The sequence below is a fragment of the Sphingomonas sp. ID0503 genome, assembly GCF_048565625.1.
Taxonomy (GTDB): Bacteria; Pseudomonadota; Alphaproteobacteria; order Sphingomonadales; family Sphingomonadaceae; genus JBLZUR01.
Genome location: NZ_JBLZUR010000002.1, coordinates 2987728 through 3003207 on the forward strand (window position 1 = coordinate 2987728; position 15480 = coordinate 3003207).

The following is a 15480-nucleotide window of genomic DNA, read 5'->3' on the forward strand; positions in this document are numbered from 1 at the left end:
TAAGTCAATGTTGAGGAGGGAATCGGTTGTCTCTGGGGAAGCCGGTCGGCGGCATGCGCCCTCCCGCACCACGCGCGGTGCGCCAGGCGGACAGATCGGTTTCGGTTCGGGTCCGACCCGAATCGCCTCCCATTGGCCAGCTGAGACCCGCATCGAATCGGAAGGCGATGGCGTCGGAGAGACCGCCATCGCGGTAGCGCTGGATCTGAGCCCCCTGCCCGCGCGTCATCTCCGGCATCTCGGCCAGGGGGAAGACGACGAGCTTGCGGTTGTCGCCGATGGCGGCGACGTAGTCGGCGTCGGCGGGCACGGGCCGCACGATCTTCAGCTTCGCACCGCTGCGGACGTTAACGACCTGCCGGCCTTTGCGCGTCTCGGCGGTGATCTCCTCCGCCTTGACCACGAAGCCCTTGCCGTCGTCGGCGGCGAGGAGGAGGCGCTGGCCGGGGATGACCGGGATGAGCCCGGTGATCGGCACCTCCCCCTCCAGATCGATCATCAGGCGGACGGGTTCGCCGAAGCCGCGCGCGCCGGGCAGCTTGTCGGCGCCAAGCGTGTAGAAGCGACCGTTCTCGGCGGCGAGGAGGAGCTTGTCGGTGGTCTGGGCGTGGAACGAGAGCTGAAGGCCGTCGCCCTCCTTGAACTTGACTCCGGCAACCGTTGCCTCGTCGGCATGGCCCTTCATCGCGCGGATCCAGCCGCGTTGGGAGAGAATGACGGTGACCGGCTCGCGCTCGATCATCGCGGACCAGTCGATCTCCCGCGCGACGGTCGCCTCGGCAATGGTCGTGCGGCGGCGGCCGAGCGGGGTGGTCGCGGCATAACGCTGACCGAGCTTGTCGAGTTCGGCGCGGAGATGGCTGCGCTGCTTGGCGGGCGAGGCGACGAGGGCCTGGAGACGCTTCAACTCCTTGTCGAGCGAATCGCGTTCCTTCCTGATCTCCATCTCCTCCAGCCGGCGGAGCGAGCGGAGGCGCATGTTGAGGATCGCCTCCCCCTGCCGGTCCGTCAGGCCGAATTCGGCCATGAGGACGGGCTTGGGCTCATCCTCCTCGCGGATGATCTGGATGACGCGATCCAGGTTGAGATAGGCGATGAGATAGCCATCGAGCAGCTCGACCCGGTCCTCGATCTTGGCGATGCGGTGGTTCGAGCGGCGGACCAGCACCTCGATCTGGTGTTCGAGCCAGGCGACCAGCGCCTCCTTGAGGCTCATCACGCGGGGGGTGCGGGCGGCGTCGAGGACGTTGAGGTTGAGCGGCACGCGCACTTCGAGGTCGGTCAGCCGGAACAGGCTGTCCATCAGCATCTGCGGATCGACGGTGCGGGCGCGGGGTTCGAGGACGAGGCGGATCACCTCGTCCGATTCGTCGCGGATGTCGGCGAGGATGGGGAGCTTCTTCTCGTCGATGAGCGCCGCAACCTGCTCGATCAGCTTGGCCTTCTGCACGCCATAGGGGATCTCGCTGACGACGATGCGCCAGACGCCGCCCTTCTCCTTCTCCTCCTCCCAGCGGGCGCGGACTCGGAAGGCACCCCGGCCGGTGGCATAGGCCTCGGCGATGGCCGAGGGCGAGTCGATGATGACGCCCCCGGTGGGGAGGTCCGGCCCCTTTACATGCGCCATCAGCATGGCGTTGTCCGCCTCGGGCTGGTCGATCAGCAGGCCGGCGGCGGCGACCAGCTCGGCGACATTGTGCGGCGGGATCGATGTCGCCATGCCGACGGCGATGCCCGACGCGCCATTGGCTAGGAGATTCGGGAAGAGGCCGGGCATGACCTCCGGCTCCTCATCCTCTCCGTTGTAGGTGGGGCGGTAGTCGACGGTGCCTTCGTCGAGGCCGGCCATCAGCTCGATCGCCGTCTGCGTCAGCCGCGCCTCGGTATAGCGGTAAGCGGCGGCGTTATCCCCGTCGATATTGCCGAAATTGCCCTGCCCGTCGACCAGCGGGTAGCGGAGCGCGAAATCCTGAGCGAGGCGGACCATCGCGTCATAGACCGACTGGTCGCCATGCGGATGGTACTTGCCGATCACGTCGCCGACGACGCGGGCGCATTTCTTGTACCCGGAGGCGGGATCGAGACGGAGGAGGCGCATCGCCCAGAGGAGGCGGCGGTGCACCGGCTTCAACCCATCGCGCACGTCCGGCAGCGAGCGGGCCGTGATCGTGGACAACGCGTAGACGAGGTAACGCTCGCTGAGCGCACTGTCGAAGGGAGCGTCGACGATCTGGTCGAAGGGATCAGCGGTGGCGGCCATCAGGGGGGATTAGCAAGGGGGAGCGGAGAAAGTCACGCACGCAGCCTGAACCCATCCCTGTCCCGCCCGTTCTGGCGACCTTGGCGCCCGAGGCGTCGTGTTCTCCCGAGGAGTGGTGTGATGGAGTTCGATGGGCCTTCGCGGCGGATGGTTTTGGGTGGAGCGACGATCGGGATGGCGGCGGCGGCTGCACCCGGTTTTGCCGAGGCAGCGGGCGCGGGCGGCGGTGGCGGCGCGCCGGTGCTGCGCGATCCGCGGACCAAGTACACGACCGAGCCGTTCAAGGAGCAGCCGCAGCCCTGGCCGGCGCTGCAGGGCAAGATGGATCCGAAGCCCGACAGCGGCGAGACAAGTTACACGGGATCGGGCCGGCTGGCGGGGCGCAAGGCGCTGATCACCGGCGGCGACAGCGGCATCGGACGGGCGGCGGCGATTGCCTATGCGCGCGAGGGCGCGGACGTTGCGATCAACTATTATCCGACCGAAGAGCCGGATGCTCAGGAGGTCGCGGAGTATATTCGCAAGGCCGGGCGCAAGGCGGTGCTGATCCCCGCCGATTTGCGCACCCTGCCCGCCTGCGAGAAGATCGTGGCGGATGCGGTGAAGGGGCTCGGCGGGCTCGATATCCTAGTCAACAACGCCGCCTATCAGCAGAGCAAGGCCGACATCTCGGAGATCAGCGACGAGCAGTTCGTTCGCACCTTCGAGACCAACATCTTCGCGATGTTCCGCATCTCCAAGGCGGCGATCCCGCAGATGCCGGCCGGATCGGTCATCATCAATACGGGGTCGGTGAACTCCTATGACCCAGGCGAGGAACTGCTCGACTACGCCTCCACCAAGGGTGCGATCCTGATCTTCACCAAGGGGCTCGCCAAGCAGCTGGCGAAGAAGGGCATCCGCGTGAACATGGTGGCACCGGGTCCGTTCTGGACGCCGCTGCAGGTGGCGGGCGGACAGCTGCCCGGCACGCTGGGCGAGTTCGGGCAGGATACGCCGCTCGGCCGGGCGGGGCAGCCGGCCGAGCTGGCCGCGCTCTATGTGGCGCTGGCGTCGGACGAGACGAGCTTCACCACCGGCGGCGCATTCGGCGCGAACGGGGGCAAGGGCAACCCGTAAGCGGGTTCAGCGGCTCCACCGCGCGAAGATCGCGGTGGGGAGGAGGAGGCCGCGTGCCTCCTCCCGCACCGCCATCTCTCCGACCTCGACCTGTCCGCCGAGATGGGCGGTGGCCTGTTTCAGGAGTTCGCCGATGGCGAGCGCCGACATGCGCACGGCGTAGACGGTGAGGACGAGGAACTTCGACTTGTCGTCGAGGAGCGCCACGCAATCGGCGATCAGGCCGGGGAGCCCCTCCTCCAGCCGCCAGACTTCTCCATTCGGACCGCGTCCGAATTTCGGCGGGTCGAGCATGATGCCGTCGTAGCGGCGGCCGCGGCGGACCTCGCGCGCGGCGAACTTGGTGGCGTCGTCCACCATCCAGCGGATCGGTCGATCGGCCATATCGGAAAGGAAGGCGTTGGCCTTGCCGGCGTCCACCGACTTCTTGGACGCGTCGACATGGGTGACGCGCGCGCCCTTCGCCGCCAGCGCGAGGCTGCCGACGCCGGTATAGCCGAAGAGGTTCATCGCTTCGTCCCCCTCGGCGACCCTCTCCCGCATCCACGCCCATTGCGGGGCCATGTCGGGAAAGAAGGCGAGGTGGCGGAAGGGCGTGTTCTGGGCGAGGAAGCGGACATCCTCCCACTTCAGATGCCAGCCGCCATGCGGCACGTCGCGGGAGAGGTGCCATTTGCCGCCGCCCTCCTCATCCGACGCTCCGATGAAGTCGCCGTCTGCCTCCCAGTTCGGCGAAGCGGGTGTCCACATGGCTTGCGGTTCGGGGCGGATGAAGCGGAAGCGGCCGTAGCGTTCGAGCTTGCGGCCGTGGCCGGAGTCGATGAGGCCGTAGTCGGGCCAGGGTTCGGTGACGAGGGTGAGGAGGTTCACCTGCATCCTCCCCAAGCCTGCTTGGGGAGGGGGACCAGCCGAAGGCTGGTGGAGGGGGCGCCGCAGGCGCTGCGCGCCTCCCCTCCACCACTCGGCGGCGCCGAGCGGTCCCCCTCCCCATGTGCGATGGGGAGGATGGTCACGCCGCCGCCATCAGCTTGCCGCCGACGCTGGCCAGCGCCTCGCCGCCGGTGATGGCGCGAGTGCCGGCGGCACGGGCCTGGGCCAGGGTAACGGCGTCGATGTTGGCGACGATCTCGGCGGGGCGGACGATGCGACCGTGGATCTGGAGCTGGCGGGCGAGGTGGTCGCAGCGGGACTGGACGGATTCGAGACCCATGAGGAGCCCGGCCTTAGATTGGGCTTTGGCGCGGTCGAGTTCGGCCTGGGTGAAGTCCTCGGTGGTGCGGGCCATGACCTCTCGGGCGAGCGTCAGGGCGCGGGCGGCATCTCCGCGCGCGGCGGCGAGGTAGAGGCCGAGGACGCCGGCATCGTCATGCGACTGGCTCCAGGCGTAGACGGAATAGGCGAGGCCGCGCTGTTCGCGCAGCTCCTGGAACAGGCGCGAGGACATGCCGCCACCCGCCGCGCTGGCGAAGAGCGACAGGGCGTAGACGTCTGCGTCCAAGTGGCCGAGGCCGGGATAGCCGAGCGCGAGGTGGATCTGGTCGAAACGGCGGGTGTCGTAATGAACGCCGGGCGTGAAGGCGGCGGTGGCGGTCGCCGGGCGCGTGCCGGGCGTGAGATCGCCGAAGCGCGCCTCGGCGAGCCGCTGCAGCGCGTCCTCGTCCACCGCGCCCGCTGCCGCCAGGACGAGGCCGTCGGGGCGATAGTGGGTGGTAAGCCAGTCGTGCAGATCGAGTGCGGTGATGGCGGCAATGCTGGTCTCGTTGCCGAGCACGGGGCGACCGACCGGCTGGTCGCGGAAGGCGGCGGCCTGGAGGTGGTCGAAGACGATATCGTCGGGGGTGTCGCGCGCCTCGCCGAGTTCGGAGAGAACGACCTGCTTCTCCCGCTCCAGCTCATCCGCGTCGAAGCGGGGCGCGCGGATCAGATCGGCGATCATGTCGACAGCGAGGGTAAGGTCGGCAGGAAGGACGCGGGCGTGGAAGACGGTCGCGTCGCGCGAGGTCCAGGCGTTGAGGCTACCGCCGACATCCTCGATATCCTCGGCAATGGCGCGGGCGTCGCGGGGGCCTGCGCCCTTGAACACCATATGCTCGACCATATGAGCGAGGCCGGAGACGGGTTCAGCCTCGGAGCGGCTGCCGACATCGGCGTAAAGGCCGACGGCGACGGTTTCGACCGAGGCCATTGGCTCGACGGCGACCGTCAGCCCGTTGGCCAGCCGGTGAACGCGGGCGCTCACGGCTTCGGGGTCGCCCGCTGCGCGATGTAGTTGGACACGTCGCGGAGGGTCGCCGGCAACGTGACGTAGCGCTCCTCCTTGTCGAACAGGTCGGCGAGGCGGGCTGGGAGCGTGGGACGGATGCCCGTAGCGGCCTCCACCGCGTCGGGGAATTTGGCCGGGTGCGCGGTGGCGAGGGTGACGCAAGGTGCGCCGCCCTTCTCGATCAGCTGGTATCCCGCCATCAGGCCGATGGCGGTGTGGGGATCGATGATCTCGTCGGCGCGCTTGGCGGCCCATTTCATGCCGGCCGCCATCGTCTTGGCGTCGATTGCCTTGCTGACGAACAGGCTGGCGGCGTCGCCGCGCATCGACTGGCTGAGGGTCAGGGTCTTGTCCGCCTCGAACCCCTGCATCGCCTTTGCCAAAGCCACGCCGTCCCGACCGTGCAGGTCGAAGAGCAGGCGCTCGAAATTGGAGCTGACCTGGATGTCCATCGAAGGCGCATCGGTGGGTGTCACCGAGCCAACCGAATAGTCGCCGGCGGAAAGGGCGCGGTGAAGGATATCATTGGTGTTGGTGGCGACGACCAGCCGATCGACGGGTAGGCCCATCTTCGACGCCGCGTATCCTGCGAAGACGTCGCCGAAATTGCCGGTAGGCACCGCGAAGGCGACACTGCGCCAGGGCGCGCCGAGGCGGGAGGCGGCGTAGAAGTAATAGACGATCTGGGCCATCAGCCGTGCCCAGTTGATCGAGTTCACCGCCGACACCGCATAGCGGCCGGCGAAGGCCTGATCGGCGAAGAGCGCCTTCACCATCGCCTGCGCGTCGTCGAAGCTGCCCTCGATCGCGATGTTGTGGATGTTGTCGGCGAGGACGGTGGTCATCTGCCGGCGCTGCACCTCCGACACGCGGCCGGCGGGGTGGAGCATGAAGACATCGACCTTGGCCTTGCCCGCCAGCGCCTCGATCGCGGCGGAGCCGGTGTCGCCGGAAGTGGCACCGACGACGGTGAGATGGGTATCGCGGTTGGACAGGAAACGTTCGAACAGCAGGCCGAGAAGCTGGAGCGCTACGTCCTTGAACGCGAGGGTCGGGCCGTGGAACAGCTCCAGCAGCCAGTGCTGCGGATCGAGCTGGACGAGTGGGGTCACGGCGTCGGAGGCGAAGCTGCCATAGGCCTTGGCACAGAGGTCGCGGAGCGCCTCGTCATCCAGCGCACCGGCGACGAAGGGGCGCATGACGGTGACCGCGACATCGACATAGGGCTGCGTGGCCATCGCCGCGATCTCGTCGGCGCCGATCTGCGGCCAGCTTTCGGGCACATAGAGGCCGCCGTCGCTGGCTAGGCCGGCGAGGGTCACCGCCTCGAAATTAAGGGCGGGCGCCTGGCCACGGGTGCTGATGTAACGCATGGGCGCGCGCTTAGCCTTGGGGGCGAGAGCGGGCAAGGAATGACTCCTCGTACACACACCACCTCCGTTCGGGCTGAGCTTGTCGAAGCCCTGGTGCGACGGTTGATGCTGGCCCTTCGACAGGCTCAGGGCGAACGGCGTTGAGGGATGCGAGCGGTGTGGGACGTGTCTCTTGCCTTCGCCCGCGAAAACCCCGATCTCTCCCCGCGATGATGACGCCGACCCGTCGTGAGGCCCTGATCGCGCTTGGCGCGGCGGGTATCCTCCCCGCCGCCGCGCTCGCCGCGCCTCGCAAGGGCGCTGTCGCCTTCTCCTTTGACGCGTTGAAGCAGGACGCGATCCGACGCGCGACGCAGGCCTACAAGCCGGTGAAGCCGGTGCCGGGCGCCCACGCCATCGACTTCGATGCGGTGGGGGCGATCCAGTTCCGCGAGGCCAAGCAGATCGTGCTGTCGCCGGACACGCCGCCGATCCGTCTGTTCCCGATCAGCCGCACCGCCCCCAAGGCGGTTCGCCTGTTCACGGTCAAGGACGGGCGGGCAAGCGAGATCGTCTTCCACGCCGACTATTTCGACGTGCCGGCCGGCAATCCGGCGCGCAGCCTGGGCGACCGTAGCGGCTTCACCGGGTTTCGGGTGATGAACACCGATGCCGAGGGTGACTGGCTGGCGTTTCTCGGCGCGTCCTATTTCCGCACCGCGGGGGCGCTCAACCAATATGGTCTCTCCGCGCGGGGCATCTGCATCGACACCGGCGCGCCGCATCCCGAAGAGTTCCCGGAGTTCACCGCCTTCTACCTGGAGGCGGGCAAAATGGGCGAGGTAATCGTCAACGCCGTGCTTGACGGGCCGAGCGTCACGGGCGCCTATCGCTTCACCTGCCGCAAGGGGCCGGAGGGTGTGGTTCAGGACGTCGAGGCGTTCGTCGTGATGCGCAAGCCGGTCGAGCGGATCGGATTCGGGGTGCTCACCTCCATGTTCTGGTATGGCGAGGGGCATCGCGACAAGGCGATCGACTGGCGGCCGGAACTGCACGATTCGGACGGGCTTGCGCTCGCCACCGGCGCGGGTGAGCGGATCTGGCGGCCGCTCGGCAACCAGCCGAGCCTCAGCCTGTCCAGCTTCATCGACGAAAATCCGAAGGGCTACGGCCTTCTCCAGCGCGACCGGCGCTTTGACCATTATCAGGACGACGGGGCGTTCTACGAGAAGCGGCCGAGCCTGTGGGTCGAACCGCTGGGAGACTGGGGTGCGGGCGCGGTGATGCTTTTCGAGATCCCGACCAATCGCGAGACCGACGACAACATCGTCTCCTTCTGGACGCCGGCGGGACAGACCGTGGCGGGGCAGCGTTTCGACCTCAAGTACCGGCTGCATTGGGCGAAGAAGGAGCCCGATCCCGTCGTGGCGCGGGTGGTGGACACCTGGACCGGCGTCGGCGGGCGGCCGGGGGATGAGCCGGTCGCGACATCGCAGAAGGTCGTGGTCGACTTCGAAGGGCCGTCCCTCGCCGGTCTTACGCGGCAGAGCGATGTGAAGGCGGTGATTGATACGGGTGCTGCCAAGCTGGCCGCGTCGGCGGCCTATCCGGTCGTCGGCCTGACTAATCACTGGCGGCTCGTCATGGATTTGGAACTGCCCAAGGGCGAGGCGGTGGACATCCGCGCCTATCTGCGGCGCGGGGACGGTGCATTGACCGAAACCTTTCTCCACCACATCGCACCATCGGCGGTCAGAAGCGGTTAACGCCGGAACCGGTATCTTCGCTCACGGGTTAGCGCCCGAGCGCCTCGTGCGCACAGGGGTTCAGTTTTGAGATGACGGTAGAGCCACAGCACGCGGACACGGCCAAGAAGGCAGCGCCTTTCGCCGTCGCCGACCTGCCGCCTGAAGCGCCGATCGCGATGCCGGAACAGGCGCTCGATCGCGGGCCGGAGCATGTGCGCGGGGTGACGACCTCGCCCGCCGACATTTTGGAGCGGCGGGTTCTGCTGATCCTCGGCACCGGCCTTCTTGCCGTCGCCGCCAGCACGGAGATGCGGGTGTCGCTCGTCGGTCATGGCGGCATGAACCTGTGGGAGGGCGCGCTGCTGGTGCTTTTCTTCCCGCTGTTCGCGTGGATCGCCTTCGGCTTTCTCGGTTCGGCGATCGGCTTCTACCAGTTGATGCGCCAGCCGCGCCTGCTGCCGTCTGAGGTCAAGTCGCCGCCGCGCCCGCGCGAACCGACCGCCATCCTCGTCCCCGTCTACAACGAGGATATCGAGGCGGTGGCCGACCGCATCGAGGAGATGGCGCGATCGATCGATCGGCTTGGCCTGTCCGATCTCTTCGCCTTCTTCGTACTGAGCGACTCGAATGCGGCGGCCGAGGCAACCGAGCGCGCGGCTGTGCTCGCGCGGCGCGGGCGGACGGGGACGAGCATCTTCTACCGCCGTCGTCCGGTGAACCTGGCGCGGAAGCCGGGCAATATCGCCGATTGGGTGCGGCGTTTCGGCGGCGCTTACCCGAAGATGCTGGTGCTGGATGCCGACAGCCTGATGGGCGGGCAGACAATCGCGCATATGGCGGGCATGCTGGAGGCGAGCCCCGGCGTCGGCCTGATCCAGACGGTGCCGCTGATCCATTCCGCCCGCACCCTGTTTGCGCGCTGGCAGCAGTTCGCCAATCGCTGTTACGGGCCGATGGCGTCGGCGGGGCTCGCCTGGTGGGTGGGGTCCGAGGCGACCTTCTGGGGTCATAACGCGATCATTCGCACCGCCGCCTTCGCCGAATGCTGCGGTCTGCCGGAGCTATCCGGCCCCCCACCTTTCGGTGGTGCGATCCAGAGCCACGACATGTTCGAGGCGGCGCTGCTCCGCCGTCGCGGCTGGGCGGTGCATCTCGTAGAACTGCCCGACAGCTTCGAGGAGTACCCGCCAAGCCTGGTCGATCACGCCATCCGCGACCGCCGCTGGGCGCAGGGCAATCTGCAGCATATGCGCGTGCTCGACACTGCGGGCGTGCATTGGGTCAACCGGCTGCAGCTGGTGATCGGCGCGTCGGCCTTCATCACCTCACCGCTCTGGCTGCTCCTGCTGCTGATCGGCGTCGGATCGCAGTTCACGCCCGATCCGCTGCCGGTGACGCCGCCGGGCTGGATCCTGCCGCTGACCGTCATGCTGCTGTTCGGGCCGAAGATCATGGCGACGATCCTGACCCTGTCCGACGCGCGTCGCTGCGCCGGCTTCGGCGGCGCGCGGTCTGTGATCCTGAGCGTGCTGGCGGAAATCCCGCTTTCAATCCTGATGGCGCCGGCGACGATGCTGACGCAGACGATGGACATCATCGACATCCTGCGGGGGCGTCCGTCCGGCTGGCATTCGCAGCGGCGCGATGTCGAGCGGCTGGAGATGAAGGAGGCGGTGGCGATGTACCGGCCGCACCTGATCCTCGGCACGGTGTTCATGCTCTGCACGCTTGCGGCACCGGCGGGGACCTGGTGGACGCTCCCGGTCAGCCTCGGCCTGCTTGCGGCTCCCCTCCTCGCATCCTGGACGGCGCGCACCGACCTCGGCGAGCGGGCGCGGGCGCATGGCATCTTCCTGGTGCCGACCGAGGTGGATGTGCCGCCCGTCTTGCCGACCGCAGCCGCGCAGCGGGCGATCGCCTAGGCGCGGGTGCGGAACGGCGAGAAGTCGGTGCCCTGATCAAAAACGTCGAGACCCTCGCGGCGTTTCAGCCAGCCGACCACCACATAGGTGAGCGGGGTCAGCAGCACCTCCCAGCTGACCTTCAGCACCCATTGGGTGACGAGCACCCAGCCGACCTGTGCCGGCGTCCAGCCCTCCACACCCCAGAAGGCGAGCGGGTAAAATATCAGGCTATCGACGCCCTGTCCGAAGATGGTCGAGCCGATCGTCCGCGCCCAGAGCATCCGCCCGCCGGTCCATACCTTCATGCGGGCGAGGACGTAGGAGTTGACGAACTCCCCCGCCCAGAACGCGCAGACAGAGGCGAGGACGATGCGCGGCACCTGCCCGAACACCGCCTCATAGGCGGCCTGGCCGGTCCAGCCCGCATCGGGCGGCAGGGCCACGACCACCCAGGACATGAACACCATGAACAGCATCGCCCCGAAGCCCGCCCAGATGCAGCGCCGGGCGCGGGCGTAGCCGTAGACCTCCGTCAGCACGTCTCCGATTACATAGCTGACCGGGAAGAAGAGGATGCCCGCGCCGAAGGGCCAAGGGCCGAGCAGCGGCAGATCGATCACCGCCCGCTTGCCCGCGCCGAGGACGTTCGAGAGGAGCAAAATGGTGACGAACGCGGCCATGACGAAGTCGAAATAGCGCATCGGCCGATCGGCGATCGCCGCAGCATCGACCGCCCGCAGCCCGTCCTTGTCCCGATGCCCGCTCACGCGCCCAAGACTATCGCGGTTTCCGGCCCGCGCAATCCGCGCTATCGCGTCGCCTTGGGCGCCCGTAGCTCAGTTGGATAGAGCACGTGCCTTCTAAGCTCGTGGTCGCTGGTTCGAATCCAGCCGGGCGCGCCATACGTTCAAACCACCGCGAGACTCGTCATGCGGTAAGCAGACCCTTGGACATCGAGTACAGCCGACTTGATGCCGGCTGTACCCATGCTGCATCACGCGGTTCGGATCGTGCCCGTGCGCAAGCGCAGCCTGCCGCCGATCAGGCCGAAGCCGGCGATCAGCATCGCCCAGCTGGCGGGTTCGGGGACGGCCGGCGCGTCGATGGCGCGGACGTCGAAGGTGAGCTTGTCGAGGCCGACATCGTAGGAGTCCGGTCCCCAGGTGAGAACGAGGCCGTTTGACGAATAGAGCGTGTCGAGCGCAACCGTCGCATGGCCCGGATAGGCCGTCGATTGAGTGCCGTTGGTCACGGCGGCACCGGCGCCGTCCGTGACGGAGTAGCTGACCGTCTGGCAGCTTGCGCGGTTCTGATAGCAACCCGCCTCGAAGCTGATCAGCGAGATTTCGTAGCCGGCGATCGGCGTGAAGGTCCACTGACCACGGTAGTTCGCCTGATCGGCCCCGCCCCAGGCGATCCCGGTCAGATCGCCATAGCCGACATTCCAGTACTTCAGGCTCTGCTCGTACACCGCACCGCCGAGGGTCAGCGAGCGGTGCGAGACGTCGACGATCGCGCTGTCCCCCAGGCTCTGGCTGAGCGCTTCGTAGTCGCTGCAAGTGCCGTCGTCGCAGCTGCCCGAATTGATGTCGATGACCGTTGTCACCGCGCCGGCCGAGGCCGTAACGCCGAGCGCGAGCGCCGCCGCTAGGCCAAACAACACGAAATTCCGCATCACACTATCTCCCTCTTTTGGTTTGGCGGATGCGCGATCTCCCCACGCTCCATGGTCGTAAGCGATATCCCGTCCAAAAAAGGGTCAACGGGTCGTACATTTTGTTGGGAGGAAGTGGGTGGACTCGCATGAGCGAGAGCGGCACCACGCCTGCGTGGCGGCTGGCGAACCTCAGACCGAGGAACTGCTACTCGGATGGCGTGAGGGGCGCATCGCCTCGCGCGATCGCATCGTGGCGCGCATCCTGCCGGAGCTGAAGGCGATCGCCGCCGCCCGGTTGCGTGCCGAACCGCATGCATCGATGTCGACGCAGGACCTGATCAACGACGCCGTCCTGCGGATCACCGCCGCAGACGACCTGTCGATTGTCGATCGCGCGCACATCCTCGCGCTGTCGTCGCGGATCATGCGCAACATCCTGATCGATCATGCGCGCGCCAAGCGGACCGACAAGCGCCGTCACGAGCGGGTGGAACTGCACACGCGCATCGACGGGGACCAGCGGCTTGATCTGGTTTCGCTGGATGTCGCGCTGATCCGCTTGAAGGCGCTGGACGATGCGCTCGCGGAGTTGGTGGAGATGCGGTATTTCGGGGGGATGTCGGTGACCGACGTCGCGCTGGTCACGGGATTGTCAGAGCCGACAGTGAAGCGTCGCTGGCAGGTTGCCCGCGCCTGGCTGCTCGATGCGCTGGCGAACCCCATCGATGACTGACGCCACGGTCGATCGCGAAGCGATCCGGCTGTTCGAGGCGGTACTGGCCCTGCCGGAGGACGCGCGCGAGGCCTGGCTGGACGAGCACACCGCCGAACGGCCGGAACTGCGCGCGCGAGTCGAGGCGATGCGGGCGGCCGACCAAGCGGCGTCGCTGCGCACGGGCGGTGCGATCGGCGATGTCGAAGACGACGCGCCACCGCCCGAGCGGCTGGGTGGATATCGCCTGCTGGAGCGGATCGGCCGAGGCGGGATGGGATCGGTCTACCGCGCGGCGCGCGACATCGGCGACTTCGATCATGTCGCGGCGATCAAGATCGTCAAGCCGGGCCTCCTGTCGGAGGCTCTGGTCGATCGGTTCCGGCGGGAGCGGCAGACGCTCGCGCGGCTCTCGCATCCCGGCATCGCCCGCCTGTTCGGCGGCGGCGAGACAGACGAGGGCGCGCCCTACATCATCATGGAGCTGGTCGACGGCGTTTCCCTGCCCGTGTGGATAGAGACGACGTCGCCCGACCTGGCGACCCGCCTGACGCTGTTCCGCGAGGCTTGCGCCGCCGTCGCCTTCGCCCACGCCAATCTCGTCGCGCATCGCGACATCACGCCATCGAACATCCTGGTGACGGCGGATGGGCATGCCAAGCTGATCGACTTCGGCATCGCGCGCGGGCTGGACGAGCGCACCGCCGAAGGGGCTGGCGGTTCCGGATCGTTGAAAAGCCTGGCGCTGACCCCTGGCTTCGCCGCGCCGGAACGGCAGAGCGGCGAAGCGATCTCAACAGCGGCGGACATCTATTCGCTCGGCCGCGTGCTGAACCGGATCGTCGGGGCGGATGGCCAGGATGGCGAGCTGCGCGCGATCATCGCGCGGGCGACCGCGCCCGAGCCGGCTGATCGTTACCCGACGGCGGATGCGCTCGCCGCCGATGTCGCCGCCTATCAGGCGGGGGAGCCCGTCGCCGCTTACCCGGCCGGACGCGGCTATGCCCTTGGCAAGTTCGTGCGGCGGCACCGGCTGGCGGTCGGGTCGGCGGCGGCGGGCCTGCTACTGATCCTCGCGGCGCTGGCGCTCTCGCTGGCCCTCTACGTCCGCGCCGAGGATGCGCGGCGAACCGAGGCGGCGCGCTTCCAGCAGTTGCGGAGCCTTGCTCGCTTCATGGTGTTCGACCTCAACCCCCGGCTGGAACGGGTGGCGGGGACGGTGGACGCGCGGCTCGCACTTGCGGACCGGGCGCAGTCCTATCTGACCGCGCTCGCCGCCACGCCACGGTCTGATCCGACGCTGCGGCTGGAGGCGGCGCAGGGCCTGATTGCACTGGCCAAGGCGCAGGGTGTGCCCTCCCAGCCCCACCTCGCCCGGCAGGATGACGCGCGCAGGAACCTGACCCGCGCGATCGGCATGCTCCGCGCGAGTGAACTTCCCCCGAGCGAAAAGGCACCCGCGCTTGCGGACGGGCTCGCCGCGCTGGCGATGATGCAACTGCATGTCGACACCAAGCCGGAGGGTGCGCGGGGCACACTGAAGGAAGCGTCGGCTATGCTCGACACCGTGCCGGCGGCGGAGCGCGGCTGGCCCTGGTATGATGCGCGCAGCGGACTGCGCGCGGCGCAACTTGATGTCGCGCTGCTTGACCAGAAGCCCGACGAGATCGGGCAGCTGGCGGATCGGCTGGAACGGGAGATCGACGAATGGCCGGCGGAACGCCGCCACGGCGCGCGAGCGGCGTTCGACCGCGCCACGGCGGATTACAACCGCGGGCTGCGTGGCTACCTGACCGACGATCTGCAGGCGGGCGTTGCGGCATTCGAGCGCGCCGAGCGGCGGTTAGCAGCCATCGACGCGGTGCGACCGAACGATCCGCGCGTGCTCTACCTGCTCGCCTGGGTGCGATATACCGGCTACGGTACGGCTGACGGCATCGACCAGCCGCGCGCGAGCCGCTTCCTCGCCGATGCGGAAGCGACGATCGGCCGGTTGCTGGCCATCGAGCCGCGCGACAGTGCGCTGCTCGCCTTTTCCGGCAATATAGGCGGCGCCCGCGCGCAGTCGCTGAGCACCCAAGGCCAGCATGAACTGGCCGTCGCTACCCAGCAGCAGGTCGTGCGGCGGTACGCCGCCTCGCTCGCCGCCAAGCCGGCCCCGGCCACCCGCAACCGCCTGGCCTTGGCGCAGTTCGTGCTCGGCAACATAACGCTCCGGGCAGGAAGACAGGCAGAGTCATGCGCGGCGTATTCCGCCGCTCAGGCGACGGCCGCAACCCTGAAGTCGCGAGGCGAATTGCTCGGCTTCGTCGAGGAGGGCATGCCCGGCCTGACCGACAAGGTCGAGCGGTGCCGCGCTGACGCAAACCTGCGATAAGTCAAACAGGATCAACTATTTTCGGCTGCCGGTGATCCGTAACGGGCGGTCTCCGCGCTTTCATCCTTGCCGGCAGAGTGCCGGTGAG

At 68.0% G+C, this 15480-nt stretch carries 11 protein-coding genes and 1 tRNA gene; 6 read left to right on the plus strand and 6 right to left on the minus strand.

All coding sequences use genetic code 11. The features are described from left to right. Nucleotides 1-4: 4 nt before the first annotated feature. Nucleotides 5-2260: a DNA topoisomerase IV subunit A gene (gene parC / locus ACM608_RS15640; protein ID WP_419684425.1), complete on the minus strand. Its 2256-nt coding sequence runs from the start codon at nucleotides 2258-2260 to the stop codon at nucleotides 5-7. A 120-nt stretch (nucleotides 2261-2380) separates the two neighbouring features. Between parC and ACM608_RS15645 the strand changes: the two genes are divergently transcribed. Next, on the plus strand, nucleotides 2381-3379 hold the full coding sequence (locus ACM608_RS15645) for an SDR family oxidoreductase (protein WP_419684426.1): 999 nt from the start codon (nucleotides 2381-2383) through the stop codon (nucleotides 3377-3379). 6 nt (nucleotides 3380-3385) lie between these two features. On the opposite strand, the gene ACM608_RS15650 is transcribed toward ACM608_RS15645, so the two are convergent. From ACM608_RS15650 to thrC, 3 genes are all read right to left on the minus strand, one after another. Next, a complete protein-coding gene (locus ACM608_RS15650; protein WP_419684428.1) occupies nucleotides 3386-4249 on the minus strand; it encodes a class I SAM-dependent methyltransferase in 864 nt (287 codons plus the stop codon). Nucleotides 4250-4388: 139 nt separating this feature from the next. Beyond that, nucleotides 4389-5618 carry a M16 family metallopeptidase gene (locus ACM608_RS15655; RefSeq protein ID WP_419684430.1) on the minus strand — a complete coding sequence of 410 codons (1230 nt, stop codon included), beginning with the start codon at nucleotides 5616-5618 and terminating at the stop codon, nucleotides 4389-4391. Then, nucleotides 5615-7015: a threonine synthase gene (thrC, locus tag ACM608_RS15660; protein WP_419684432.1), complete on the minus strand. Its 1401-nt coding sequence runs from the start codon at nucleotides 7013-7015 to the stop codon at nucleotides 5615-5617. Before thrC ends, ACM608_RS15655 begins: the two co-directional genes overlap by 4 nt. Nucleotides 7016-7224: 209 nt before the next feature. On the opposite strand from thrC, the gene ACM608_RS15665 reads away from it, so the two are divergent. Then, entirely contained in the window at nucleotides 7225-8760 is a 1536-nt protein-coding gene (locus ACM608_RS15665) for a glucan biosynthesis protein (protein WP_419684434.1), read from the plus strand. A 71-nt stretch (nucleotides 8761-8831) separates the two neighbouring features. Continuing rightward, entirely contained in the window at nucleotides 8832-10664 is a 1833-nt protein-coding gene (gene mdoH / locus ACM608_RS15670; protein WP_419684435.1) for a glucans biosynthesis glucosyltransferase MdoH, read from the plus strand. On the opposite strand, the gene ACM608_RS15675 is transcribed toward mdoH, so the two are convergent. Then, entirely contained in the window at nucleotides 10661-11347 is a 687-nt protein-coding gene (locus tag ACM608_RS15675) for a queuosine precursor transporter (RefSeq protein WP_419685247.1), read from the minus strand. The two genes, mdoH and ACM608_RS15675, sit on opposite strands and share 4 nt — an antisense overlap. A 124-nt stretch (nucleotides 11348-11471) precedes the next feature. On the opposite strand from ACM608_RS15675, the gene ACM608_RS15680 reads away from it, so the two are divergent. After that, nucleotides 11472-11548: transfer RNA gene (locus tag ACM608_RS15680), tRNA-Arg, on the plus strand. 92 nt (nucleotides 11549-11640) lie between these two features. Here the strand turns inward: ACM608_RS15680 and ACM608_RS15685 are convergent. Next, nucleotides 11641-12321, minus strand: coding sequence for a PEPxxWA-CTERM sorting domain-containing protein (locus ACM608_RS15685; protein ID WP_419684436.1), 681 nt, complete (start codon nucleotides 12319-12321; stop codon nucleotides 11641-11643). Between the two features lie 118 nt (nucleotides 12322-12439). Between ACM608_RS15685 and ACM608_RS15690 the strand changes: the two genes are divergently transcribed. Together ACM608_RS15690 and ACM608_RS15695 are read left to right on the plus strand one after the other, a co-directional pair. After that, nucleotides 12440-13036, plus strand: coding sequence for an ECF-type sigma factor (locus tag ACM608_RS15690; protein WP_419684438.1), 597 nt, complete (start codon nucleotides 12440-12442; stop codon nucleotides 13034-13036). After that, on the plus strand, nucleotides 13029-15392 hold the full coding sequence (locus ACM608_RS15695; RefSeq protein ID WP_419684440.1) for a protein kinase domain-containing protein: 2364 nt from the start codon (nucleotides 13029-13031) through the stop codon (nucleotides 15390-15392). Before ACM608_RS15690 ends, ACM608_RS15695 begins: the two co-directional genes overlap by 8 nt. Nucleotides 15393-15480 lie beyond the last annotated feature (88 nt).